The following is a 25,261-nucleotide window of genomic DNA, read 5'->3' on the forward strand; positions in this document are numbered from 1 at the left end:
ACTAAATTTTATTTTTAGGGTTTTCTTCAACTTGAAGTAATATTATCTCACAACAGATTAGTCACTTAGGTTAACTGAGCGGCTTTTATATTTTTCAATTAAAATATGCAAAACTCCCATTGCACCATGTGCATAAAAATAGACCTCAATGAAAGTAGTAAAGAACTTATGCCAGTGGATTACTGTTTCAGCCAGATTTGACTGCATGGTATTCAACAAGAACCATAGGCCACCTGAAAGTGCTACAATTAGCAATGCTAGAACTCCAAATCCTTGGATTGTACTGGCAATACCTCCCGAATGTGCATCGGGCAGTCGGAAACTAGTCAACGTTTTTATATCTTGCTTAATACCACTAAAGTCAAGCCCTACCCATGAAAAATAATAAGTAAAACCTCTTTGAGTAAGCATCCAACTTAACATAATAAAACCACAAATAATCAGTCCTAACCCTGAAATAATGTGCATCCAGGTTATAACTCCTTCAAGACTATGTTCACCAATTGCTTCGGTCTCTGTCAGATTAGAGTTAATAATTTGTGATAATATTAGAAATGCCACAATGATGTGAAGAATACGAAAAAAAGGAGCGTAATCATGGGGTAATAGATTCCAGAGTCGCAATTTCATTAATGAGTCCTTAGTAAATTTATCGATGATCTTAATCATACAAAAGAATTATTAGGATAACCTTAATTCTTAAAATTGCAGCAGGCATTAGTTCACCTCTGATATGGCCACTTGCGAAATGGGAATGGTAACTGTTATTACTATGTGTTTACTTGCTGTTCTTGTTACGCAGCCCCTTAAACACATTACTTTCAAATATGATTTCCTGCTGGGTTTAAATATGTGTCTTTCTATAGTGCGGCAACCTATTTTTACACCAACTCATGAATTAAATAAGAATCATAAATTAAATGAGAGGTTTAATTCTCTTGCTTAACGCGATGATATTAAATGGAAATTTTAATTTTTGTAATTTATTAAACAGTTAGAATGAGACATGGTAAATACGATCTTCCTTTAGATAATTCTGATAGCACTTTTTCTACTGGGCAGTCTGCAATGTCCGCTTCTCGCTCACAACGGACCTTCAGCTCAGTTAGTTCTAACCGCTTCGTGCTGTGAGTTCAACGGGTCTATGCAACCTGAATACGGGGCACTTGATGGTTATATCGCCCGGCAGGATGACGATATCGACTGGCCGCTGAAGCGCGATAATCCGACAGAAGATCATGGCTATGCAGCATTCATTTCGGAGAAAATTACTGGAGGTCGCTCTGATGGCTATTAACGGTAAGAGCTGGATTTTTCTGGGGCTCACTATTTCTCCTTTTGCTACGCCCGACCCTTTGGTGAAGTCAGTACTGAAAAATATTCACGAAACACTGGGTAATGCCGGATATTTCTTCATTGCTTTCCATGCGGCAGCGGCGTTGCTTCATCACTATGTCCAGAAGGACAACACACTATGTAGAATGCTTCCTGATCACAACAAGCCGATTTAATTTGTGTTTCTGCCGGGGGAGCGTCTTCCCGGCAGCAATATTGCTGCCCTCAACGCTTCGTTATATCCCCTGTAGCCCTGGTTCATGTCAGACAGAATGCCTGCAGCTCAGTACTGTATATTCTTTATCACATTGCTGACTTTCACCTGCACAAGGTAATTCAACCTAGATGAGTCTGAGGTTGCCACGGGATAGATGAAAACGCATGGCATGGCAGGAACAAGAATCAACGTTACTTTTTGTCCTGGTAAACCACTGTGATGTTGTCTGGTTTTCTTAACGTCGGGGCCGTAGCAGGGTCAATCAGGTACACAGGTACTATCACGGCATTTTTCCCACTAAACAGAATTGGCACCCAGCAATGAACACGTGGGTCTCCTGTCGTCTCCGGGATACCACTTGTACCGTATGACATAAGATCAACCACATTAATAAAAAGCGCCTTACCTATATCAAAGAAAAACTCGTTAAAAACCACATCTTTTGCCAGCAAAATTACAGCATCACCTGCTGCCAGTTTTATTGGGGATGAAGAGTGTCCAGAGGTTTCAACATCAGCAAAAATAATCCTTTCGGTATAGATAAAACAGGCATAGCGGGCATCCTGTTCTGATCTTTCCAGGAGCGACTGACAGAACTCTTTGATATGTCGATTTTCGACCCTGCCAACTGCATTATCCCGACGGAGGTGTCGCTTATGTTCGCGAACATGCACCTTGCCATTGACGCTGTCAAAGTCGTACCCTTTTCCAACCTGAAGCTTACTCTCCCAGATCTCCATACAATACTTTTCAGCAGCTACAACATTTCTTCGGCGAGGCAAATCCTGCTGGTAGACACCAGACAGTAGCCGGGCCTTAAGTTCGTCCGCAAGCTGATAATAGCGATTAATATCTTTCAGTACCGGAACGGTGGCATCCAGCAATGTGGAAATAACCTGCGATCGTGAGATCTTCTGTTTTTTGCTGTATTCATCCACAACACGCAGAGTCTCAGAATTGGTTACATTGAAAGTGATTCGTTCTGACATGCCAATCACCTATTAAGCATTTTAGAAAAAGTGCATAACAATTAACCTTAAACACCTTTATTATCAACAAGTTTATTCTATTGCTCTTTCTCTTTAGTTATCAATTCATAGTAACATGCTCTCACGTAAAAATACTGAATATGATGCTGTCAGGACAGCCTGGATACCAGGAGCGAACATTTGGGTTTTTAGTATAATTAAGGTCTTCATGTTTTAAGAACTTCCTCTTCATATCCCCTTCCCCAGTGATCCGCTTACCCCGTCTGTATATCTTCTGTCCCCACAGTACTGCTCAGTAAACAGAAATACTGTGACTTTCCTGCATAAAAATTACATATCACCACCTTCCTTTGTACACACACTACAGAGGATTAAATCATGGACTTTCCCTGGCCCTGGAATCGCAAATACACAATGAACTGGTTCCTGTTGTCGTTACTGAACCACCATCTTGATCAGCTACTGGAACGTTACTCCCGCCTTCAGCCCCTCAGACTCGATGTGTTCTATCAGAATGACACATGGCGTTATAACCATCACGGATGGTACGAGACAGAAAGGGAGGTACGCCAGTTAACAGAACATCTGATGTTAGAGAGCAACATCGTGGGCCACTTCTGGGTACTGGAGTGTACTTCCCGACACAAATGCCATGCCCATATCGTGATGTATCTTGATGGTCACCATAACCAGGCCACCTTTCCGGTGGCTGAACAGGCGGGGGCTGCCTGGCAGAAGATTACACAGGGTGAGGGGTACCACAATCGCTGTGATCCCAAGAAGTGCTACGAAGCCGATATCACCCGCCCCGTCAATTACGATGATGCTGCAGCCATCGACAACCTGCGCTACATCATCAGCTATCTCGCCAAGGAGAAATCAAAATACGGGCAGACTTACTACGGGGCCAACGAGGTACCACCCGCGAGTGGACTGGGCAGACCGCGAGGGCTTCGATAAAACGACGCACTTTTTTACGTCAGTTCCGGTTGTTATGCCGGAGAAGGGTACAGTGATTCATCACACGACTCCGGTACTTACTTAGCTACCGGAGAATCTCACCATGGCAATTAAACCTTCCCTGCTTGAAGATCAGTTCGTTGATATGACTTTCATCACCCGCCTGCTGGGGGTCAGTGATAAGTGGATTTACCGACTCATCAAAGATGGCATATTTCCAAAACCCATCAAACTGGGGCGAAGTTCACGATGGCTACAGAGTGAAGTGGAAGCCTGGCTACAGGCGAGAATCCACGAATCACGCAGCTAAATACCTCTCCTTACATATCACTTTCCTGACAGGCAAACTCTTTATCCTCTCATAGCGGAGGTTTGCGGCTGCCTGTCATTCAGTATCCAGGGATAATCCACCATGAAAGAGACAAAGACGCGATATAACAGTTTGCTGGTCAGCTATCAACGTTGGCTAAACGGGTTCACAAAACTGGCCATCATAAATGGCATGTGTCATCCCAATATTCAGGCCAGCCACCATCTGATGGTGGGCAGTCTGTACTTTCCCGGCGCAGGGCAGATGACTGCAGTGGTACCACAGTGCCTTTACCGACTGATTTACGGAAGTCAGCATCCAGAGCCAGTGTCGGTATTGACTGATATGCAAATCAGCCTTGAGACAAGGCAAAAAACTTTACTGCACCACCCAATGTTGGAAGGGATATTACTGAGTGAATGTATCCGCCTCAAACAACGCCCACTGGCAAATAGGCTGATTAGCCTGTTACACCAATTCAGTTCACCGGAGCATCGCCACAAACTGGTCTGGCTATGTTGGTACGATTTGATGATGGGTGCGACGCTGGAAGACTGGTTGGATAACCTGAAACGTAAGGCACCTGAAGATCTAGGCTTGTGGCTGGTTGGACGGCAGGAGGAAAACATATCCCTCACGCAAATGATGGATGAATATCTGCTATTTACCGGCCACTAATATCAGTTCCGATCTGTGCCTAACCGTTTTACTCCTGGGAAAAAGAGCAGAGCTACTCCCCACTTTTTCTCAATGATGCTCCCCCTTTATCCAAAATGTTCAGGGGCAAGGCCCATTCACTATTGGTATTTATTGGAAGATACGATATTATTCTATAATTCCGGAAATATAGAAATGAGATATAAATGGAGCTTTCGAAAGCAGCAGAAACCCTGAAAGAGCTGGGTCATCCTACGCGCCTAAGCGTATACAGAGAGCTGGTTAAAGCCGGGCATGAAGGGCTACCGGTTGGCGAACTGCAGAAGCGGCTCGAAATCCCAGCGTCTACGTTGAGCCATCATCTTTCCTCGTTGATATCAGTTTCTTTGGTACGCCAGGAACGTCAGGGCAGAACGCTTTTTTGCCACGCTCGATATGAAAACCTTGAGGCTCTGATTGCCTTCCTGACAGAAGAATGCTGCTCAGGGACTAACGACTGCCTCCCCCTGCCCCAGAAGACGGAGAAGTAAAATGACAGGTGATCTTAAGAATGTTGATTCGGGTTTGTTCGACACCTCAATCACAGAGGCAAGATTCGGTGTTCCTGCCGTTCCCCATCCTCCACGTATCCTCATGTTGTACGGCTCTGTGCGCGAACGTTCCTACAGCCGACTGGCAACGGAAGAAGCGGCAAGGTTACTGACCGCCATGGGCGCAGAAGTGCGGATCTTCAATCCTTCTGGCTTGCCTCTTCCTGATGATGCGCCTGACTCGCATCCTAAAGTCATGGAACTGCGCGAGCTGGTTCGTTGGTCCGAAGGGATGGTGTGGTGTTCCCCTGAACGCCATGGTGCGATGACCGGCATCATGAAAGCCCAGATTGATTGGATACCGTTATCAGAAGGCGCTGTTCGCCCTTCGCAGGGTAAGACTCTGGCCGTTATGCAGGTCTGCGGTGGCTCTCAGTCTTTCAATGCCGTAAACCAGATGCGCATTCTTGGCCGCTGGATGCGGATGATCACCATCCCGAATCAGTCCTCTGTGGCAAAAGCCTGGCAGGAATTTGATGAAGATGGACGAATGAAACCGTCGTCTTATTACGACCGGATCGTGGATGTGATGGAAGAACTGGTGAAATTTACTCTGCTGACCCGAGGTAACTCAGCCTATCTCGTTGATCGCTACAGCGAACGAAAAGAGTCTGCAGAAGAACTTTCACGGCGGGTTAATCAGAGCAAAATTTGAGGGCTGGTATGAGTGATGTAACGGCATTCAACAACTGCATGAGCGTGTTCTGGCGGCAACATGAAGCCGAACTCTCTCGCTTTCTGACATCTAAGACAGGTGATAGCGAAAAAGCAGCAGACCTTCTGCAAGAGCTATTCCTGCGTGCCCGCGCTCATTCAGACAGTTTCTGCGAAATGGAGAATCCGCGAGCCTGGCTGTATCGGGCGGCGAGGAATCTGCTGATTGATGAGTACCGCACCACCAGGGAATTCGTTGAGCTGGAAGATGATGCCCCATTCACTGATGCATCCCCTGATGCAATCTCAACGCTGGATATTTGCCTGCCTGAAACATTGCAGGCATTACCTGAAGATGAGCGGTGGTTGATTGAAGAATCCGACCTTAACCGGCGTCCCCAGCAGTCCCTGGCCGATGAACTGGGAATCACGCTTACGGCGTTTAAATCCCGACTACTTCGGGCCAGAAAACACCTGAAAGAGACGATGACAGAACTTTGTCAGATTGAGGCGGATGACACGTCTTCCGTCTGCTGCCACAAAAAAATGAATTAATCGCGCATCTTTTCCCCACCACCTTCGTTTACCTCAGTGTAAAGCCAAATGACTAAACACTGAGGTAAACAGTCCATGTCAAAAATTGAGATCTTTGAAGCAGCAGGCTGCTGTGCAACCAGCAGCGTTGTAGTCAGTGACGAAGCCGTCAAATGGAACGCCAGCGCCGAATGGGCGAAAAAGAATGACGTTGATATACAGCGCTACAGCCTTGCGAAGAACCCGCAGCAGTTCCTGAATTCGCCGGTCATTAAAGAGTTTCTGAACACATCAGGGATGGAGTCTCTCCCTGTCACCTTGCTCGACGGCAAACTCGTGATGGCAGGCAAACTCCCGACTCGTGAAGATATCGCCCGTTGGGCAGGTATTCCGCTTAGTCAGGACTGGAGTGAAGACAGCACGCAACCACGCTGCTGCAGCATTCCACGTATGCCTTAATTCCAGAGGAGCAATCACTGATGAATATGCCATTTTTAAAAGACATTCCCCCGTTCATCTTCTTCACTGGCAAAGGTGGCGTGGGTAAAACATCCCTGGCCTGTGCTACTGCGGTATGGCTGGCCGATCAGGGTAAGAGAACGCTTCTGGTGAGTACCGATCCGGCTTCCAATGTCGGCCAAGTCTTTAGCCAGACTATCGGCCACCGAATCACAGATATCAGTACCGTAGAAAATCTTGCCGCGATGGAAGTTGATCCGATGGCTGCAGCACAGGCATATCGTGACCGAGTACTCGACCCGGTTCGCGGGCTGATGCCAGCCGATGTGGTCAGCAGCATTGAAGAACAGCTCTCCGGTTCATGCACTACGGAAATCGCGGCATTTGATGAGTTTACTGGTCTTCTTACCAACCATGAGTTGCGGGAAAAGTATGACCATATCGTATTTGATACTGCGCCAACCGGTCATACCATCCGTATGCTTGAGTTGCCGGGGGCCTGGAGCGGTTATCTCGAAGCGAACCCTGATGCCGCCGCTAACCTCGGGCCGCTGGTGGGGCTGGAGAAACAACAGCACCAGTACTCAGACGCGGTTAAGGCGCTGTCTGATGCAGCTCTCACGCGCTTGGTTCTGGTTGCCCGAGCCCAAGCTTCAACACTGAAAGAAGTCTCTCATACGCACGATGAGCTTTCTGCTATCGGTTTGCAGCATCAACACCTTGCCATTAATGGCGTGCTGCCGCCGTTTGCGGGTGAAAATGATCCACTGGCGCAAAGTATTCTGGCTCGAGAAGAAAAAGCATTACAGGCAATGCCAGAGAACCTGGCGAACCTTCCCCGCTCGCAGCTGTATCTGAAGCCATTTAATCTGGTCGGTCTGGAAGCGCTGCGTCAGTTATTTACGGAGAACAAAGCCTCGCTGCCGCTCCCTGCTACCACGCTGAATACTTTGGATTTACCGAAACTTGCCTCACTGGTAGATGAACTCAGCCTGACAGGTAAAGGTCTGGTAATGGCAATGGGTAAAGGTGGCGTGGGCAAAACGACTGTTGCAGCTTCGATCGCGGTATCGCTGGCAAAACGCGGTCATAAAGTCCATCTGACGACGTCCGATCCGGCAGCACATCTGTCTTATACGCTGGATGGCTCGCTGCCAAACCTTCAGGTCAGCCGTATCGATCCGAAGGTGGAGACAGAGCGCTATCGCCGCTTTGTGCTGGAAAATCAGGGCAAAGGATTAGACGCTGAGGGACTAGCAGTGCTGGAGGAAGATCTCCGCTCGCCATGTACTGAAGAGATCGCCGTGTTTCAGGCATTCTCGCGGATCATCAAAGAGGCAGACGATCATTTTGTTATTATGGACACCGCGCCAACAGGTCACACACTTCTGCTACTGGATGCAACAGGAGCCTATCACCGGGAAATGGTGCGTCAGATGGGGCAAACACATGACCATGTGATGACGCCAATGATGCAATTGCAGGACCCGGAGAAGACAAAGGTTATTATCGTGACGCTTGCCGAAACGACACCGGTACTTGAAGCGGCGAACCTACAGCAGGATTTACGTCGCGCTGGCATCGAGCCATGGGCATGGGTTGTGAATAACAGCCTGGCGGCAGCTGAACCGTCTTCACCTTTCCTGAAGACCAGGGCGAACCGCGAGTTGCCTCTCATCTCTGATGTGGAAGAGCAGTATGCAAAGCGTATTGCATTAACTGCGTTACAGAGCGAAGAGCCGGTAGGTATTGACCTACTGAAAGAAATGGCTAAGTAACCATGAAGGGGGCAAATGCCCCCTTCATTTTTATTTCAGTCTTTTACCTGCATCATTAACGACTTTTTCACCATCTTCTTTGGTGAAAGCCCCTTTCTGAGATTCTGGCAGGATATCCAGAACGACTTCAGAAGGACGGCAAAGTTTAGTTCCCAGTGGCGTCACTACAATCGGACGGTTAATCAGGATCGGATGTTGCAACATAAAATCGATTAGCTGGTCGTCAGTAAATTTATCATCTGCAAGACCCAGTTCCTCATACGGTTCGACGTTCTTACGCAGCAAAGCCCGGACGGAAATGCCCATATCTGCAATGAGTTTGACCAGCTCATCGCGTGAAGGTGGGGTCTCAAGGTAAAGAATAACAGTCGGCTCATTACCGCTGTTGCGGATCATCTCCAGCGTGTTACGCGACGTGCCGCAGGCCGGGTTGTGATAAATAGTGATGTTGCTCATATCAGTATCTCATTACAAAGTGAAAGAGAGACGTAGCGCCAGCGCTGCCAGCGTTACAAACAGCACAGGCAGAGTCATGACGATCCCGGTGCGGAAATAGTATCCCCAGGTGATGGTCATATTCTTCTGTGAAAGGACATGCAGCCAGAGCAGCGTTGCCAGGCTACCAATAGGTGTAATTTTCGGGCCCAGATCGCAGCCAATCACGTTGGCGTAGATCATCGCTTCTTTGATAACGCCTGTTGCAGTGCTGCCATCAATAGAGAGAGCGCCAACCAGCACGGTAGGCATGTTGTTCATGATGGAAGACAGGAAAGCCGTCAGGAAGCCAGTACCAAGCGTCGCAACCCAGAGTCCTTTATCCGCCAGTACGTTCAGCACACCTGAAAGGTATTCGGTTAGCCCAGCGTTGCGCAGACCGTAGACCACCAGGTACATCCCCAATGAGAAGATGACAATCTGCCATGGCGCACCGCGAAGCACTTTGCCAGTGTTAATGGCATGGCCTCGTTTCGCCACCGCAAACAGAATGACAGCTCCTACAGCAGCAATCGCGCTGACCGGGATACCCACCGGCTCAAGGACAAAAAAGCCAACCAGAAGAAGGATCAACACTATCCATCCGGTTCTGAAGGTTGCCAGATCTTTAATAGCTTTTGCAGGTGCTTTCAGGAGAGCCAGGTCGTAAGTCGGCGGAATATCTTTGCGGAAGAACAGATGCAGCATCACCAGCGTGGCGATAATAGCGGCAATATCCACCGGCACCATTACCGACGCATACTCAGTGAAGCCCAGCCCAAAGAAGTCTGCAGAAACGATGTTAACCAGGTTGGACACGATAAGCGGCAGACTGGCCGTATCGGCAATAAACCCGGCGGCCATGACAAATGCCAGCGTAGTACCTTTACTGAAACCTAATGCAAGCAGCATGGCGATGACAATTGGAGTAAGAATCAATGCCGCACCATCGTTGGCAAACAATGCCGCCACCGCTGCACCTAGCAGGACGATATACGTAAAGAGCAAACGGCCACGACCGTTACCCCAGCGTGAAACATGCAATGCCGCCCATTCGAAAAAGCCGGATTCATCGAGCAGCAGGCTGATGATAATCACCGCAATAAAGGTCGCTGTCGCGTTCCAGACGATATTCCACACCACCGGAATATCGCTTACATGCACAACGCCAGATATCAAAGCCAGTCCTGCGCCTAGCATTGCACTCCAGCCGATCCCTAATCCCTTCGGTTGCCAGATAACCAAAACAATGGTCAGGACAAAAATAGCGCCTGCCAGTAACATACATCCTCCTGACAGGGCGGTTCTACCGCCCTGTAAAAACAAAAAATTAACTCGCCAACTCTCTGAGTTTTTCAATACCGGCTGGCTCAGAAGCCAGTACCGGAACGAGCGCTATACGGTTAGCGTGCTGATTCTTAACAGCCTCAATCTGAGGCTGTTCCTGCTGGGCGCGCTGGCAAAGCAACGGAGAACTCGTATCCGCAATGGAAAGGCTGTTATTGATAATCCAGCCCCACGGATGAATCCCCGCACGCTCAAGATCGGACTGCAGGTTTGCCGCTTCCAGTACCGGTGTGGTTTCAGGCAGAGTGACCAGCAGGACTTTGGTGCGTTCCGGGTCCTGAAGCTGCATCATTGGGGTAGTAAAATGACCTTTACTCCCCATTTTTTTGGCAATCTCTCGGTGGTAAGCCCCGGTCGCATCAAGCAGTAATAGCGTATGCCCGGTAGGTGCCGTATCCATGACCACAAACCGTTTGCCTGCTTCACGGATTACGCGTGAGAACGCCTGGAACACCGCAATCTCTTCCGTGCAAGGAGAACGTAAATCCTCTTCGAGCAGCCGTTTCCCTGCCTCATCCAGATCCCTGCCTTTCGTCTCAAGAACATGCTGACGATAGCGTTCAGTTTCATCGTGAGGGTTGATTCGGCTGACCTGCAGATTTTTGTGGCTGCCATTCAACGTTGTACTCAGGTGTGCAGCAGGATCTGAGGTAGTGAGATGCACATCAAAACCCTTATCTGCCAAACTGACGGCGATAGCCGCAGCCATTGTGGTTTTACCCACACCGCCTTTACCCATCAGCATAATCAGACCGTGTTCACTGCGAGCGATATCATCAACCAGGCCAGAGAGCGATAAGTTTTCAGGCGTGTACTGGATGTTCGTTACCGGGAGCGGTAATGCCTCAGAACCGGTATCCAGAAGTCCCTTCAATGCTGAAACACCAACCATATTGACTGGCTGTAGTAATAGGGTATCTGTCGGTAGCCCAGATAAACCGGCAGGAAGATTTGCCAGTGCCTCCTGCTCACGTTGCCATATCGCAGCGGCCAGGGCGTCATGTTCAGCTTCGGCTTTAGGCAGCACACCATTAATCACCAGGTATTGGTTTTTCAGGCCAATTGCGGCGAGTTCTTCATGGGTGCGGGCGACTTCCTGCAGCGTAGATTTTTGCAGTCGCGCAACCAGAACCAGGCGGGTACGTTCAGGATCGGATAACGCCTCTACCGCATGAGCATACTGCTCACGCTGCTTTTCCAGCCCGGCCATTGGGCCAAGACAGGAAGCACCATCCGGGTTACTTTCAATGAAGCTACTCCAGGCACCGGGAAGCTGGAGAAGGCGAATCGTGTGGCCCGTCGGCGCTGTATCAAAAATGATGTGATCGAAGCGGGTCAGCAGGGAAGCGTCTGTCAATAAGCCGGTGAACTCATCAAACGCCGCAATCTCAGTGGTACAGGCTCCTGAAAGCTGCTCGCTGATACTGTTAACAACGTCATCAGGCAAAAGACCTTTGATAGGATCAACGATTCTGGAGCGGTATTGTTTGGCGGCTTCCTGCGGGTCGATTTCCAGAGCGGAAAGTCCAGGAACTGCTGCCACAGGGCGAATGGTATTACCGATAGCCTGATCGAACACCTGACCGACATTGGAGGCTGGGTCAGTACTGACCAGCAAAACCCGCTTACCCTGTTCAGCAAGGCGGATAGCCGTCGCGCAGGAAATAGAAGTTTTTCCTACACCACCCTTGCCGGTAAAAAACAGGTAAGGCGGGATATTCTGTAAGAATTTCATATGTCCTCCTGACATATTCAGCAACAGGAAGTATTACCACCACAGCAGCTGGTGGGAGCTAACCCTACCTTCTCCAGCGGAATACCGAACCAGCGAGCCAGCTCAGCGCGTTTTGGGTATCGCCCTGCCATCACCGTTTCACCGTCCAATAGCAGTAACGGAAGACCTTCTGCTCCAGATGCTTCGAGGAATGCTTTCGCTTTCTCATTCTGAACAAAGCTCATGGGCTGCTGCGCCAGGTTGTAACGTTCAACCTGTACACCACGTCCTTTCAGCCACTGCACATCAGCAGAAAAATCAACCAGAACCTGATCGACATCTGAGCCACATACGCCGGTACTGCAGCACATTGCCGGGTCAAACACCGTTAACGTCTTCATTCTGAATACCTCACATTTGGAAAAACATATATGTTCAGGCAAATTTTTTAGATGCAAACAGCCTTACCGCTACCAGAGCAGTTTGCCGATGCCAGCTTACGGGCGATGGCCTGTACATCGTCCTGTTGGCTTAACCAGGCCTGCTCAATCACCTGAGCAGCCCAGAATGGAATATGCGGGGATAAGCGATAATGAACCCATTTCCCCTGCTTGCGATCCAGCAATAGACCGCTTTCCCGGAGCATTGCCAGATGGCGGGAGATCTTGGGCTGCGACTGATCCAGCGCTGTACAGAGATCGCACACGCACAGCTCTCCCATCTCTCTGAGCAGCAACACGATGCCCAAACGGGTTTCATCGGAGAGGTTTTTGAAGAGTTGTAATGCTGATAATTGTGGCATAAGCCCTCCTGCTATTATCTCGCAGTTTCTCTCTATAACAGTGCAATGTCAAAAAATATATTTGAATTTCCATATATGAAAGAAGCAAAGCTTCTCTCTACGTCTAGTATGGACAGCGAGATAATCTAGAGTAACCTCTTATACTAGGAAGCCCTGAAGACATCCACAGGGCACATTCTGTTAGAGTTAATATTAAGCTGGAGGTAGCGCCCAAAGTTCTTCAAGGTTCACATCGTCGCTGCTGGGTCGATGCTGTTTCAGCAGCGGGTCAATTTTCAATATCATTGGAAGATCAAAAGCGGTTCCAGTGACTACGCAGCAGCCCTTGGCTAGAGTCGGTATGAGAGCCTTAGAACTGGAATCTAACGTGCTAATTGTATTGTCTAATAGCATAAGGTCGCGATCGTTAACCAATCGGTGTATGAAGAAATTGTGAATCTGGGAAACAATAGTAGGTGAAATATCTGCAGGCCGCTGACTAGATAGTGTGAGGTATACGCCATACTTGCGTCCCTCCTTAATTATTTCTTCAAAGAGTTCAAGCCGGTAGTCTTTCCAGATTTCATGCTCACGGGTGGACTGCTCTGACAAAATATTGTGTGCCTCATCAATGATAAGGTGCAGAGTCCGGCTTGGAGGGCTTTTAAGATTCTCTGCATCTTTATGATTTGTGTAGAAATTTTTGGCTACAAGCAGTGGCAAGATCTTTTTTATCTCATTCTTGCATTTCTTTAAAGAGATGACATGTAAGAGATGCGGAGGTTGTGGCACATCAACGATTTCAAGAACATTACGCAGAGCCGATATAGATGATTTGGCCCTAGCTAGCACCGGTTGAATGTGTTCGTATTGGGCATAGCCAAATACAACATCTGAACAGAGTTGGAGGTAGCACCGCAATATTAGTTCGTCGAATTGATCAATTCCATCTAAATTAACACTCTCATCAATAATGGGTTTGATATTCGCGTCAAATCCATTGCCATTTGAATTATAGTACGTGCCGCTGGCATGCTTAAAATACTTATCTTTATTGTAATAAATAATTCCTTTTAAATGTTCTTGAAGCAATTCGCAGTCAATCATGCGTGCAATTTCACGGCTCAAATCCAAAGCATCTGATTTCGCTTCACCTGTACTAAAAACTTTTTCAAAAACCTTTTCTACATACCTTTTGAGTGGCGTAGTTTTAAATTTTTCCTTACCAGATAGAACGCGACGCAGAAATGGCTGTTGTGTGTTCGTAGTTGCCTGAAACAAGAGGCTTAGGGTTTCGACATCCCAAAAATGAGCGCCTTCAATCTTGAATTTGTGCTTTGCTTTTTTAGAGTCCAGCACTGTGATTTGCTTATTCTTAGCTGGTAGTAGCTGATCTTCCGTGTATTCACCATTAAAATCTATGATAACGAACTGGCTCTTGTGCTGTAATGCTTGGAGCCGCTCATTAAAAAGTGTAGTATAAAGTTTAGCTAGCGTATTAGATTTACCACTCCCGGTGTTACCAAATATGCCCAAATGGCTGTTGAATAATCGCATCCATGGGAGGTTGATGGGTACATTCTCCTTGAGCATAGAGCCAATAGAAAAACCTGTTTTACCGTCCGCCCCATAAATTTTCCCTACCATAAGTTCGCTGAGTAGAGATGCCTTGTCTCGGATCATCGGCATGTACTTCACACCTTCAAAAAACTTATCATCTACTATATAACCAATGGGGCGAACATCCACTTTTCGTACATATTGGACCTTCTCGGCATCAGTCTCTAGCCTTTTCTCATCCAAAAATTCACCTTCAACAAGACAGACAATATCTATAAAGCCTCGCTGAATAGATACGTGCTCCCGAAGTGAAATACCTCTGTACTTAACTCCTCCGTAGAAAATAGTCTCATGATTGGAGTCTTCAAAAATTCGAAGGGAGATACGCACTCCACTCACTGCAATAACCTCACCTACGATGATACTCATATCAGATCCTCCTCTTCAGCTTTTAATGGAGGTTCATAAGTGTCTGGCGTGAGTGAGAAAACATATTTATTGAAATTGGTGAAGTCCATATTCATATCTTCAGCGGGCCCAATTACTTGGACGTTTTTCCAAGATTTGAATTCTTCCCGCATGCTATTTGCACTATTGTTGCTATAACAACAAATAAAAGTATGAAGTTGTGGGTTGGAGAGGGAGCGTTGGATAAGTCTGAGAATGTGTTCATCAGCAAACGAAAAGCCAAATGTTATGAGTATAGAATTTGGTTTTTCAAGCTCATAGCTTAATAGCCTGAGCATCTGGTAGTAGTGTTCTTCGAAGACAGTTTCGTAAAACTTCCACTTAGTGGGGTTGACAATAGGTAGCTTATTGTACTCCCCCCAGAAAATATCTATCTGGTCTTGACTGAATGCCAAGGATGGAATGCCTTCAGTTCTGTTGCCATCGACACCAAGAAATTCGGAATATCCATTTAAATTTCCGAGTGTCTCTTCTGTCAAAAGGTTACTAAAATCATTGCGGTAATTGACTTCAATCTTATCACCGCTTTTTGACCAGTAAACCGAACCGTGAAGATGGATAATGTTTAGCTGCGGGATGCCATAGTTGCTTCGTTCAAATACTCCAGTTTGACATTGAAACGTACTGAAGTTTTTGGAATGAAGATGCTTTGTGTGAAATCCGGAGGTACCATCATTCACCACAAAATCATGTGATCCCTTCATGAGAAGGCTGTCAGCTGTATGGGACAGGCATCCATCATAGTTTGTGGTAAAAATATTGATTTTGCGGTTGAGGTCTTTCCTTCTATCCAACAACCCCAAAAGGGTTGTTAAAAAAATCTCATAATTCTTGAGATTTTCTTTTCCTTTATTCGTTGTAACGAAACTTGGATTGAATGTCTGCACTGGAAAAATACATGTGTTGTAGTAGTGCATGAATAACGCGGTTCGCTTCTCTGGCGAGTTTTCAAACTGTGTGGCGAGCGTTTCGATCGTTTCTCGCCGTCCCTCTGCATTCTTGATGGCTAGGGACAGCGTCGGGAACAAGTCTGCTGAAGCGCCTGAGCCAATCAGTATGTTGATGTTCTTATTGTATATATCCAATGGCTGGATCGCCTCAAACATACTTACCTCCCTTATTTAGTTTTGTCTAAAATAGCATCAGTGTATAGGCAGACCAAGTTTTGACTTAGGCAAAAAATTTGTAGCAATAGCCACTATTTCTCTGGTTTTCAACTATTGCAGTTAGCAGCATATATTGAATTACATCCATCCAGACGTCTAGGTACCCAGACGAATGCAATTGCTTTTCGAGACTGCCTTTCAACATTTCAGCTTGTAATAATCCCTTCCTTGCCTAAATTACTAGTAAAATCACCATACCACTGCATCATCGCCCTCCTCCCCTCCAGATATTGAGCATGGTTATACGTTCCACGAATTGAGTTCTTATCGACGTGAGCCAGCTGTAGCTCGATCCAGGCCGAGTTAAATCCCTGCTCATGCAAAATGGTACTCATCGTGTGGCGGAATCCATGCCCTGTAACGCGTCCTGCATAGCCGATGCGCCTTACCAACACAGTCAATGCCATATCACTCATCGGTTTCTTAGGATTATTACGTCCTGGGAACAGCAACTCTCCTGCTCCCGTCATGGGTTTAAGCTGATTAAGCAGGTCAATTGCCTGGCTTGATAACGGAACCAGATGAGGTCGGCGCATTTTCATTCGCTCTGCTGGTACGTTCCAAACCTTCCGCTCAAAATCAAACTCCTGCCACTCCGCTTGCCTCAATTCCCCAGGCCTTACTCCAGTCAAAATAAGTAATTGCATCGCAATCTTAACAATCACACTACCGGCATAGGTGTTCAGAGTCCGAAGAAACTCAGGCAGTTCATCCTGGGTCAAAAAAGCATAGTGCTCTTTCTCATGGGGAGCTACGGCGCTGGCTAGATCGGGAGCTGGATTGTACTCAGCCCTGCCAGTCACAACCGCATACTTCCAGACCTCTCCACAACGCTGGCGAACCTTACGGACCTTCTCAGTTGCTCCTCGAGTTTCTATCTTTGAAAGAACAGCAAGCAACTCCATCGGTTTGATATCTTTGATTGGTCGGTGGCCGATATAAGGAAATACATCCTTCTCAAAGGTTCTCATCATCTCTTCACGATAGGAGACAGACCAGCGATCATAGCGACGCTGATACCACTCCCGAGTGATAGCCTCAAACGAGTTTTCAGCGTCCTGCTTGCGACTGAGCTTCTCCATTTTTCTTTCGAGAGAAGGATCGTTACCAGCTGCTAATGTTCTTTTAGCATCCTCACGCTTGCTTCGTGCTTCAGCTAAAGAAACAGCAGGATAAACACCAAGCGCAAGTACATTTTCCCCTCCAGGCGTACGATACTTCAGACGCCAGTATTTCTTACCGTTGGGGTTAACCAATAAGTAAAGACTCCCACCATCAGCCAATTTGTAGGGCTTCTCTTTCGGCTTTGCAGTTTCAACCTGACGAGCAGTTAACTTCATTGGGGGTACCTCTCAGCATGGGGTACAATTATACCCCCATCCATACCCCCACATTGAGCTTGACCCTGGGGGAGTATTATTGAGTTCAATAGACTAATAGAATGCTATAACTGCTGATTTATCAAGGAAAAATTGAGTTGGGTAGACTTCAGAAGACTTGAGTTTGGAGCGGGCGAAGGGAATCGAACCCTCGTATAGAGCTTGGGAAGCTCTCGTTCTACCATTGAACTACGCCCGCTTTAAGGTGCGTTAGGCATTATAGACTTTCAGTCCGCGCTGGCAAGAGCCTTTGCATCCAGGTGATGGTTTTTCAAGCACTTTTTCATTAACAAGAAGGTCTGAGGTAGCGCTGAGGGTCGATTGCGGTAGCGCGATAGCGAATCTGGAAATGCAGGCGAACCGAGTCTGCGCCGCTATTTCCCATAGTGGCAATCTTCTGCCCGGCCTTAACTTTCTCTCCGGTATTTACCAGCATCGTGTCGTTATGGGCGTAGGCGGTAATGTACTCTTCGCTGTGCTTAATCATCACCAGGTTACCGTAACCGCGCAGCTGGTTGCCCACGTAGACCACCGTCCCGGCCGCTGAAGCGTAAATTGGCTGCCCGCGTGAACCCGAGATATCGATGCCTTTATTGCCGCCGTCGCTGTTTGAGAAAGGCTCAACAATGTTGCCTTTTGTCGGCCATAACCAGCAGCGGGAACCCCCCGGAGGCGGAGCAACTTTCGCTATAGTGCCGCTGCCCGAGCTACGAGACGTAGAGGTATTTTTTGCGGTAGCGGTATTTTTAGGCCGCGCAGCCGATGCAGAACCTTTGACTCGCACCCGCTGCCCCACCTGTAAAGTGTAAGGCGCAGAAATATTATTAAGCCGTGCCAGTTCACCCACGCTGCTGCCGGTCATCCGCGAGATTCTGGATAACGTGTCGCCGCGTTTTACGGTGTAGACGGAACCGCTGAAGGTGCCTTCGTTGCGGGAGGTTTTGGCTGATTTCTGCGAGGAGCACGCCGTCAGCAGGAAGCTCATCAGTAAAATGAGGGCCGTAGCCTGCCAGCGTTTGAAGAAGCTTTCCTTGCTCAAATCAATCCTCGGGAACGTCGGGTTAATCAAAGAAGAGATCCCTCCCCGATGGGGAGGGACAGAGGCGTTACTTAACCGGGCGCAGAGCCGGGAACAGGATAACGTCGCGGATGGTGTGGCTGTTGGTGAACAGCATAACCATACGGTCGATACCAATGCCCAGGCCCGCAGTCGGCGGCAGGCCGTGCTCCAGAGCGGTAACGTAGTCTTCGTCGAAGAACATCGCTTCGTCATCGCCCGCGTCTTTCGCCGCAACCTGGTCAGCAAAGCGCTGAGCCTGGTCTTCCGCATCATTCAGCTCGGAGAAGCCGTTGCCGATTTCACGGCCGCCGATGAAGAATTCAAAGCGGTCGGTGATTTCAGGATTCTGGTCGTTACGACGTGCCAGCGGAGAGACTTCTGCCGGGTATTCGGTAATGAAGGTCGGCTGAATCAGATGGCTTTCAGCCACTTCTTCGAAGATCTCGGTCACTACGCGGCCCAGGCCCCAGCTCTTCTCGATTTTAATACCGATAGACTGGGCAATGGCCACCGCTTTATCCATATCGTCGAGGTCGGCGATGTTGGTTTCAGGACGGTGTTTTTTGATAGCTTCGCGCATGGTGAGTTTTTCGAACGGCTTGCCGAAGTCGAAGATCTCTTCACCGTATTTCACTTCGGTGGTGCCCAGAACGTCCTGCGCCAGGGTGCGGAACAGGGACTCGGTCAGCTCAATCAGATCTTTATAATCCGCATACGCCATGTAGAGTTCCATCATGGTGAACTCTGGGTTATGGCGCGGAGAGATCCCTTCGTTACGGAAGTTACGGTTGATCTCGAATACGCGATCGAAACCGCCAACCACCAGACGCTTCAGATACAGTTCCGGCGCAATACGCAGGTACATATCGATATCCAGCGCATTGTGGTGGGTGATGAACGGGCGAGCGGACGCGCCGCCAGGGATCACCTGCATCATCGGGGTTTCAACTTCCATAAAGTCACGGCCAACCATGAACTTACGGATACCGGCCATGATCTGAGAACGGATTTTAAAGGTGTTACGGGATTCATCGTTAGAGATGAGATCCAGATAACGCTGACGGTAGCGGGTTTCCTGATCCGCCAGACCGTGGAATTTATCCGGCAGCGGGCGCAGAGCTTTAGTCAGCAGGCGCAGTTCGGTACAGTGGATGGACAGCTCGCCGGTTTTGGTTTTGAACAGCTTACCGCGCGCGCCCAGGATATCCCCGAGATCCCACTTCTTAAACTGCTCGTTATAGATACCTTCCGGCAGGTCATCGCGGGAGACGTACAGCTGAATGCGGCCGCCAACGTCCTGCAGGGTCACGAAGGAAGCTTTCCCCATGATACGGCGGGTCATCATACGGCCAGCAACGGTGACCTCAATGCCCAACGCTTCCAGCTCTTCGTTCTCTTTCGCGTCGAAGTCTGCGTGCAGTTGGTCTGAGGTGCTGTCACGACGGAAATCGTTCGGGAAGGCAATGCCCTGCTCGCGCAGAGCAGCCAGCTTCTCGCGGCGCGCTTTCAGTTCATTATTAAGATCGGCTGCCGCGTCTACGCCCTGTGCTTGTTGTTCAGACATGTTGGTTCCTCATAACCCTGCTTTCAAACTTGCTTCGATAAATTTGTCCAGATCGCCGTCCAGTACCGCCTGCGTGTTGCGGGTTTCAACCCCGGTACGCAAATCTTTGATACGAGAGTCGTCGAGGACGTAAGAACGAATCTGGCTGCCCCAGCCGATATCCGATTTGTTGTCTTCCAGCGCCTGCTTCTCAGCATTCTTTTTCTGCATTTCCAGCTCGTACAGCTTCGCCTTCATCTGCTTCATGGCCTGATCTTTGTTCTTATGCTGCGAACGGTCGTTCTGGCACTGGGTCACGGTTCCGGTTGGAATGTGGGTAATACGCACCGCAGATTCCGTACGGTTAACGTGCTGACCACCCGCGCCGGACGCGCGATATACGTCGATGCGTAAGTCCGCCGGGTTGATTTCGATATCAATATCATCGTCCACTTCCGGGTAAACAAACGCGGAGCTGAACGAGGTATGGCGGCGGCCACCGGAGTCAAACGGACTCTTACGCACCAGGCGGTGAACGCCAGTTTCGGTACGCAGCCAGCCAAAGGCATAATCGCCCTGAATACGGATAGTTACGGATTTAATCCCCGCAACGTCGCCTTCGGACTCTTCGATAATTTCGGTTTTAAAACCACGAGCTTCTGCCCAGCGCAGGTACATACGCTCCAGCATGCTAGCCCAGTCTTGCGCTTCCGTACCGCCGGAACCCGCCTGAATGTCGATGTAGCAGTCGGCGCTGTCGTACTGGCCAGAGAACATGCGGCGGAACTCAAGCTGAGCCAATTTGGCGTCCAGCTGATCCAGCTCGGCAACGGCCTCGTTAAAGGTCTCTTCGTCGTCGGCTTCTATAGCCAGTTCCAGCAAACCGGAAACATCTTCCAGTCCCTGAGCCATCTGGTCCAGCGTGTCGACAATCGCTTCCAGCGCGGAACGTTCTTTACCCAGCGCCTGTGCGCGTTCAGGTTCGTTCCAGACATCGGGCTGTTCCAGCTCGGCGTTTACTTCTTCGAGGCGCTCTTTCTTGGCATCATAGTCAAAGATACCCCCTAAGAACGTCGCTGCGCTCTGTGAGGTCCTGGATGCGGCTTTTTACCGGGTTAATTTCAAACATGCTTAATTTCTTATGTTGATTTCAGAAGATGAAATGCGGTCGTAAACCGGAAAGTTTACCGGATTTACGCCACATTTTGTAGCCTTGTCCCGGGCATATAGCCAAGTAATTAAAGTTGCATCGGCGTTCACAACGCAGGCTATATCGGCCAGAGATTTTCGATAAGCAGCTGCACGCTTCGGTTACCGCGAAACTCATTAACATCCAGCTTGTAAGCCAGCTCAACTTCGCGCACGCCGGGGTCCGGCCAGCGGCTGGTATCAATGTTAAAAGCAATGCCGTCCAGCAATGGACCGCCGCCAAGCGGCTCAACCATGACCTTCAGGTGGCGCTCGCCCACCAGCCGCTGCTGGAGGATGCGGAATTTGCCGTCAAACAGCGGCTCCGGGAACATTTGCCCCCACGGACCGGCATCTCTCAGCATCTCGGCAACCTCCAGCGTCATCTCCTGAGCGGAAAGCGGGCCATCAGACCAGATTTCGCCTTGTAACAGCGCCGGGTCCAGCCATTCACCGACCAGAGCGCCAAAGCGCTGGCGGAACTCGTCAAAACGCGCCTCTTCCAGCGACAACCCTGCCGCCATTGCGTGACCGCCGAACTTCAGCATCATGCCCGGGTAGAGCGTGTCCAGGCGTTCCAGAGCGTCTCGCATATGCAGGCCCTGCACCGAACGCCCCGAACCTTTCAGGGTGCCATCTCCGGCGGGAGCAAACGCAATTACCGGGCGATGAAAACGCTCTTTGATGCGGGAGGCCAGAATGCCGACCACGCCCTGATGCCACTCGGGATGGTACATCGCCAGACCGTAAGGCAGCTCTTCGCTGCTGCGCTCCAGCTGTTCGCACAGGGTCAGGGCTTCGACCTGCATACCCTGCTCAATCTCTTTACGGGTCTGGTTCAGAGCATCGAGTTCGTTAGCCAGCATGCGCGCTTCACCGAGATTATCGCTCAGCAGCAGCGCCACGCCGACGGACATATCGTCCAGCCGCCCGGCGGCATTAAGACGCGGGCCAAGCGCAAATCCGAGGTCGCTGGCAGCGATTTTATGCGGTTCACGGTTAGCCACTTCAAGCAGCGCCCGAATACCGGGACGGCATTTACCGGCGCGAATGCGGCTCAGCCCCTGCCAGGTAAGAATACGGTTATTGGCATCCAACGGGACGACGTCCGCTACGGTGCCGAGCGCAACCAAATCCAGCAGTTCCGCCAGGTTTGGAATGGCAAGCCCACGCTGTTCAAACCAGCCGTTGTCCCGCAGGTGGGTGCGCAGCGCAAGCATCAGATAAAACGCTACGCCAACGCCAGCCAGAGACTTAGACGGGAACTCACAGTCGTCCAGGTTCGGGTTGATAATGGCTTCAGCCGCAGGCAGGGTTTCTCCCGGCAGGTGGTGATCGGTCACCAGCACGGGAATACCCAACTGGTGCGCCCGCTCTACGCCAGAGTGGGAAGAGATGCCGTTATCTACGGTCAGAATCATCTGCGCGCCGCGAGCGTGGGCCTGATCGACAACCTCCGGGCTAAGCCCGTAGCCGTCTTCAAAACGGTTCGGCACAAGGTAGGCAATGTTCTCGCCCCCCATGCTGCGCAGCGCCAGCACGCTAAGCGCTGTGCTGGTCGCCCCATCGGCATCGAAATCACCAACAACCATGATACGCAGGCCTTCACGCAGTGCGCCGTAGAGTAAGGCAACCGCCTGCTCCATCCCGCTAAGCTGCTGCCACGGCAGCATGCCTTTTACGCCGCGCTCCAGATCCTGTTCAGCGCGGATGCCGCGGCTGGCATACAGCCGCTGTAACAAAGGCGGCAGAGAAGCCGGAAGCGCCACCGAGCTATCCACGGCCCGGCGGCGAAGTTGCGTTTGCTGTTTCACCCGCGATTAACCACCCGTCTTCATCAGCTGTTTGTGGGCATCCAGCATCTGCTTCATCTCTTTCGGTCCCTGGTAACCAGGGATCATGGTGCCGTTGCTCAGCACAATGGCTGGCGTACCCTGAACGCCGAACTGCACGCCGAGGTTGTAGTGGTTAGCAAGGTTGATGTCGCAGCTTGCCGGAGCGACGTTGCCGCCTTTCATGGCCGCATCAAATGCTTTATTACGGTCTTTAGCGCACCAGATAGACTTCATATCGCTTTCAGCCTGGCTTTGCAGCCCTTGGCGCGGGAAGGCCAGATAGCGCACGGTTATCCCCAGCGCGTTGTAGTCGCTAATCTCTTCATGCAGCTTGTGGCAATAGCCGCAGGTGATGTCGGTAAACACCGTAATGACGTGCTGCTCCTTCGGCGCCTTATAGATAATCATCTCTTTTTCCAGCGCGTTCAGTTTGCCCGTTAGCAGCTGGTTAGTAACGTTGATCGGCTGTGCGCCGCTGACATCATAAAGCGGCCCCTGGATGACATGTTTGCCGTCTTCGGTGACGTAAAGCACGCCGCTGTCAGTCAGTACGGTCTTCATTCCTGCAACCGGAGCAGACTGAATGTCAGCCCCCTGAACGCCCAGCTTCGCCAGCGATTGTTTAATTGCGGCGTCATCCGCGTGGGCAAAACCGGAAATGGAAGCGGCCAGCAGCGGAAGCAGCCAAAAACCTTTTTTCATGATGATTCCTTTATCTATCTTGTGGCACTCACGCCCGAGGGTGGTGCTGTTGATGCAGCTGGCGTAAACGCGCCGTCGCTACATGAGTATAAATCTGTGTGGTGGACAAATCGCTATGGCCCAACAGCATCTGTACGACACGGAGATCCGCGCCATGGTTCAGCAGATGCGTGGCAAAAGCATGACGCAACACGTGCGGCGAAAGCTTTTCGCTGTCGATACCGGCCAGTACCGCATAGTGTTTGATGCGGTGCCAGAAAGTCTGGCGCGTCATCTGCTGTGCCCGATTACTGGGAAATAGCACGTCCAGCGACTGCCCGTTTAGCAACTCCGGGCGGCCATACTTCAGATATTGCTCAATCCAGTAAACCGCCTCTTCGCCCAGAGGAACCAGCCGCTCTTTATTGCCTTTGCCGATAACCCGCACCACGCCCTGACGCAGGCTGATATCGCTCATCGTCAGCCCAACAAGTTCAGACACGCGCAACCCGGTTGCGTACAGCACTTCAAGCATCGCTTTATCGCGCATTTCAATCGGCTGGTCGGTACAAGGGGCCTGTAAGAGGCGTTCGACCTGCGCTTCGCTTAAATCCTTTGGCAAACGCTGCGGCAACTTGGGCGATGAGAGCAACGCGCTGGGGTCATCGTCACGCATCTTTTCGCGGTACAGATATTGGAACATCCGCCGCATCGCGCTCAGCAGCCGCGCGGAGCTGGTGGCTTTATAACCGCCCTCGAGGCGCTCGGCAAGCAGCGCCTGCAGGTCCGCAGCCTGAGCGGTTAAAAAACTCAGTTGCTGATGTTGAAGCCATTCGGCCACCATGGTGAGGTCGCGGCGATAAGAACTGAGCGTATTTTCAGCCAGATTTCTCTCCAGCCATAACGCGTCCAGAAATTGTTCAATACGGGCCAGGTCCTGCTCCACTCTCGGCTCCCACTTTGGCGAATTGTGTCCATTATGCATGATGGCGAACGGGATCTGGTACACTTGGCCATCTGCACGTTATTAAAATGAGTTGTTATTGCTATGAACATTGGTCTTTTTTACGGCTCCAGCACCTGCTACACCGAGATGGCTGCCGAAAAAATTCGCGACATCATTGGCCCGGAGCTGGTCACGCTGCATAACCTGAAAGACGATGCCCCCGCAAAAATGGAACAGTACGACGTGCTGATCCTTGGCATCCCGACCTGGGATTTCGGCGAACTGCAGGAAGACTGGGAAGCCGTTTGGCCGCAGCTGGATGACCTGAATCTAGAAGGCAAACTCGTCGCGCTGTACGGTATGGGCGACCAGCTTGGCTACGGTGAATGGTTCCTGGATGCGCTCGGCATGCTGCACGATAAGCTAGCTCCGCGCGGCGCTCAGTTTATTGGCTACTGGCCGACCGAAGGCTACGAGTTCACCAGCCCTAAGCCGGTCATCGCCGACGGCCAGCTGTTTGTAGGCCTGGCGCTGGATGAAACCAATCAGTACGACTTGAGCGACGAACGCATTCAAAACTGGTGCGAGCAGATCCTCGGTGAAATGGCGGAACGCTTTGCCTGAATCGGCCAGGCC

The 25,261-nt window shown here is 50.0% G+C and carries 26 protein-coding genes, 1 tRNA gene and 1 pseudogene; 11 read left to right on the forward strand and 17 right to left on the reverse strand.

Going from position 1 to position 25,261, the window contains the following annotated elements; genetic code table 11:
• Positions 1–57 precede the first annotated feature (57 nt).
• On the reverse strand, positions 58–630 hold the full coding sequence (locus tag HMPREF0201_RS17475) for a cytochrome b/b6 domain-containing protein (protein ID WP_001515348.1): 573 nt from the start codon (positions 628–630) through the stop codon (positions 58–60).
• Positions 631–1,144: 514 nt separating this feature from the next.
• Here HMPREF0201_RS17475 and HMPREF0201_RS23125 point away from each other — a divergent pair.
• Positions 1,145–1,297, forward strand: a complete 153-nt coding sequence (locus tag HMPREF0201_RS23125; RefSeq protein ID WP_156123960.1) for a hypothetical protein — start codon at positions 1,145–1,147, stop codon at positions 1,295–1,297.
• Positions 1,269–1,511, forward strand: a pseudogene (locus HMPREF0201_RS17480) (cytochrome b/b6 domain-containing protein); the annotation flags it as partial. The gene HMPREF0201_RS23125 and the pseudogene HMPREF0201_RS17480, both read left to right, overlap by 29 nt.
• Positions 1,512–1,743: 232 nt before the next feature.
• Here the strand turns inward: HMPREF0201_RS17480 and HMPREF0201_RS17485 are convergent.
• On the reverse strand, positions 1,744–2,541 hold the full coding sequence (locus HMPREF0201_RS17485; protein WP_000003883.1) for a hypothetical protein: 798 nt from the start codon (positions 2,539–2,541) through the stop codon (positions 1,744–1,746).
• A gap of 378 nt (positions 2,542–2,919) precedes the next feature.
• On the opposite strand from HMPREF0201_RS17485, the gene HMPREF0201_RS17490 reads away from it, so the two are divergent.
• The 8 genes from HMPREF0201_RS17490 to arsA (HMPREF0201_RS17525) all read left to right on the forward strand — a co-directional run bounded on the left by HMPREF0201_RS17490 (position 2,920) and on the right by arsA (HMPREF0201_RS17525) (position 8,483).
• Complete coding sequence (locus HMPREF0201_RS17490; protein ID WP_000347296.1) at positions 2,920–3,501, forward strand: YagK/YfjJ domain-containing protein; 582 nt, start codon at positions 2,920–2,922, stop codon at positions 3,499–3,501.
• A 103-nt stretch (positions 3,502–3,604) separates the two neighbouring features.
• A complete protein-coding gene (locus HMPREF0201_RS17495; RefSeq protein WP_000985661.1) occupies positions 3,605–3,811 on the forward strand; it encodes a helix-turn-helix transcriptional regulator in 207 nt (68 codons plus the stop codon).
• Positions 3,812–3,913: 102 nt separating this feature from the next.
• Complete coding sequence (locus HMPREF0201_RS17500) at positions 3,914–4,489, forward strand: hypothetical protein (RefSeq protein WP_000665320.1); 576 nt, start codon at positions 3,914–3,916, stop codon at positions 4,487–4,489.
• Between the two features lie 185 nt (positions 4,490–4,674).
• The gene (locus tag HMPREF0201_RS17505) at positions 4,675–4,998 is read left to right on the forward strand and encodes an ArsR/SmtB family transcription factor (RefSeq protein WP_000423544.1); all 324 of its coding nucleotides are present in this window, start codon (positions 4,675–4,677) and stop codon (positions 4,996–4,998) included.
• A gap of 1 nt (position 4,999) precedes the next feature.
• On the forward strand, positions 5,000–5,713 hold the full coding sequence (gene arsH, locus HMPREF0201_RS17510) for an arsenical resistance protein ArsH (RefSeq protein ID WP_000145398.1): 714 nt from the start codon (positions 5,000–5,002) through the stop codon (positions 5,711–5,713).
• Positions 5,714–5,721: 8 nt separating this feature from the next.
• On the forward strand, positions 5,722–6,267 hold the full coding sequence (locus HMPREF0201_RS17515) for a sigma-70 family RNA polymerase sigma factor (RefSeq protein WP_001286343.1): 546 nt from the start codon (positions 5,722–5,724) through the stop codon (positions 6,265–6,267).
• A 75-nt stretch (positions 6,268–6,342) separates the two neighbouring features.
• Positions 6,343–6,705: an arsenic metallochaperone ArsD family protein gene (locus HMPREF0201_RS17520; protein ID WP_000034287.1), complete on the forward strand. Its 363-nt coding sequence runs from the start codon at positions 6,343–6,345 to the stop codon at positions 6,703–6,705.
• A 20-nt stretch (positions 6,706–6,725) separates the two neighbouring features.
• Positions 6,726–8,483, forward strand: coding sequence for an arsenical pump-driving ATPase (gene arsA / locus HMPREF0201_RS17525; RefSeq protein WP_001057013.1), 1,758 nt, complete (start codon positions 6,726–6,728; stop codon positions 8,481–8,483).
• Between the two features lie 30 nt (positions 8,484–8,513).
• On the opposite strand, the gene arsC is transcribed toward arsA (HMPREF0201_RS17525), so the two are convergent.
• The 15 genes from arsC to xerD all read right to left on the reverse strand — a co-directional run bounded on the left by arsC (position 8,514) and on the right by xerD (position 24,625).
• Positions 8,514–8,939 (reverse strand): glutaredoxin-dependent arsenate reductase, encoded by a 426-nt coding sequence (arsC, locus tag HMPREF0201_RS17530; RefSeq protein WP_000065761.1) that lies wholly within the window; start codon positions 8,937–8,939, stop codon positions 8,514–8,516.
• A 12-nt stretch (positions 8,940–8,951) separates the two neighbouring features.
• A complete protein-coding gene (gene arsB, locus HMPREF0201_RS17535; RefSeq protein WP_016538086.1) occupies positions 8,952–10,241 on the reverse strand; it encodes an arsenite efflux transporter membrane subunit ArsB in 1,290 nt (429 codons plus the stop codon).
• A 46-nt stretch (positions 10,242–10,287) separates the two neighbouring features.
• The gene (arsA, locus tag HMPREF0201_RS17540) at positions 10,288–12,039 is read right to left on the reverse strand and encodes an arsenite efflux transporter ATPase subunit ArsA (protein ID WP_016538087.1); all 1,752 of its coding nucleotides are present in this window, start codon (positions 12,037–12,039) and stop codon (positions 10,288–10,290) included.
• A 17-nt stretch (positions 12,040–12,056) separates the two neighbouring features.
• On the reverse strand, positions 12,057–12,419 hold the full coding sequence (gene arsD / locus HMPREF0201_RS17545) for an arsenite efflux transporter metallochaperone ArsD (RefSeq protein WP_000855179.1): 363 nt from the start codon (positions 12,417–12,419) through the stop codon (positions 12,057–12,059).
• Between the two features lie 47 nt (positions 12,420–12,466).
• Positions 12,467–12,820 (reverse strand): As(III)-sensing metalloregulatory transcriptional repressor ArsR, encoded by a 354-nt coding sequence (arsR, locus tag HMPREF0201_RS17550; RefSeq protein WP_001135895.1) that lies wholly within the window; start codon positions 12,818–12,820, stop codon positions 12,467–12,469.
• A 192-nt stretch (positions 12,821–13,012) separates the two neighbouring features.
• Positions 13,013–14,788, reverse strand: coding sequence for an ATP-binding protein (locus HMPREF0201_RS17555; protein ID WP_000022894.1), 1,776 nt, complete (start codon positions 14,786–14,788; stop codon positions 13,013–13,015).
• Entirely contained in the window at positions 14,785–15,933 is a 1,149-nt protein-coding gene (locus tag HMPREF0201_RS17560; RefSeq protein WP_000460992.1) for an SIR2 family protein, read from the reverse strand. The genes HMPREF0201_RS17555 and HMPREF0201_RS17560 overlap by 4 nt, the downstream gene beginning before the upstream one ends.
• A gap of 206 nt (positions 15,934–16,139) precedes the next feature.
• A complete protein-coding gene (locus HMPREF0201_RS17565; RefSeq protein ID WP_000778549.1) occupies positions 16,140–17,333 on the reverse strand; it encodes a tyrosine-type recombinase/integrase in 1,194 nt (397 codons plus the stop codon).
• A gap of 164 nt (positions 17,334–17,497) precedes the next feature.
• Positions 17,498–17,571 (reverse strand) — tRNA-Gly (locus HMPREF0201_RS17570).
• Between the two features lie 87 nt (positions 17,572–17,658).
• The gene (gene actS / locus HMPREF0201_RS17575; protein ID WP_055696404.1) at positions 17,659–18,357 is read right to left on the reverse strand and encodes an amidase activator ActS; all 699 of its coding nucleotides are present in this window, start codon (positions 18,355–18,357) and stop codon (positions 17,659–17,661) included.
• 121 nt (positions 18,358–18,478) lie between these two features.
• On the reverse strand, positions 18,479–19,996 hold the full coding sequence (gene lysS / locus HMPREF0201_RS17580; RefSeq protein WP_016538089.1) for a lysine--tRNA ligase: 1,518 nt from the start codon (positions 19,994–19,996) through the stop codon (positions 18,479–18,481).
• 9 nt (positions 19,997–20,005) lie between these two features.
• A protein-coding gene (gene prfB / locus HMPREF0201_RS17585) for a peptide chain release factor 2 (RefSeq protein WP_115586332.1) occupies positions 20,006–21,104 on the reverse strand; the annotation gives its coding sequence in 2 pieces (ribosomal slippage) (positions 20,006–21,028 and positions 21,030–21,104; 1,098 coding nt in all).
• 139 nt (positions 21,105–21,243) lie between these two features.
• Positions 21,244–22,977 (reverse strand): single-stranded-DNA-specific exonuclease RecJ, encoded by a 1,734-nt coding sequence (gene recJ / locus HMPREF0201_RS17590; protein ID WP_016538092.1) that lies wholly within the window; start codon positions 22,975–22,977, stop codon positions 21,244–21,246.
• Between the two features lie 6 nt (positions 22,978–22,983).
• Positions 22,984–23,700, reverse strand: coding sequence for a bifunctional protein-disulfide isomerase/oxidoreductase DsbC (gene dsbC, locus HMPREF0201_RS17595; RefSeq protein ID WP_016538093.1), 717 nt, complete (start codon positions 23,698–23,700; stop codon positions 22,984–22,986).
• 28 nt (positions 23,701–23,728) lie between these two features.
• Positions 23,729–24,625: a site-specific tyrosine recombinase XerD gene (xerD, locus tag HMPREF0201_RS17600; protein ID WP_039898799.1), complete on the reverse strand. Its 897-nt coding sequence runs from the start codon at positions 24,623–24,625 to the stop codon at positions 23,729–23,731.
• Between the two features lie 102 nt (positions 24,626–24,727).
• On the opposite strand from xerD, the gene fldB reads away from it, so the two are divergent.
• Positions 24,728–25,249 (forward strand): flavodoxin FldB, encoded by a 522-nt coding sequence (fldB, locus tag HMPREF0201_RS17605; RefSeq protein WP_016538095.1) that lies wholly within the window; start codon positions 24,728–24,730, stop codon positions 25,247–25,249.
• Positions 25,250–25,261: the final 12 nt, after the last annotated feature.

The sequence above is a fragment of the Cedecea davisae DSM 4568 genome (assembly GCF_000412335.2).
In the GTDB taxonomy this organism is placed as follows: Bacteria; Pseudomonadota; Gammaproteobacteria; order Enterobacterales; family Enterobacteriaceae; genus Cedecea; species Cedecea davisae.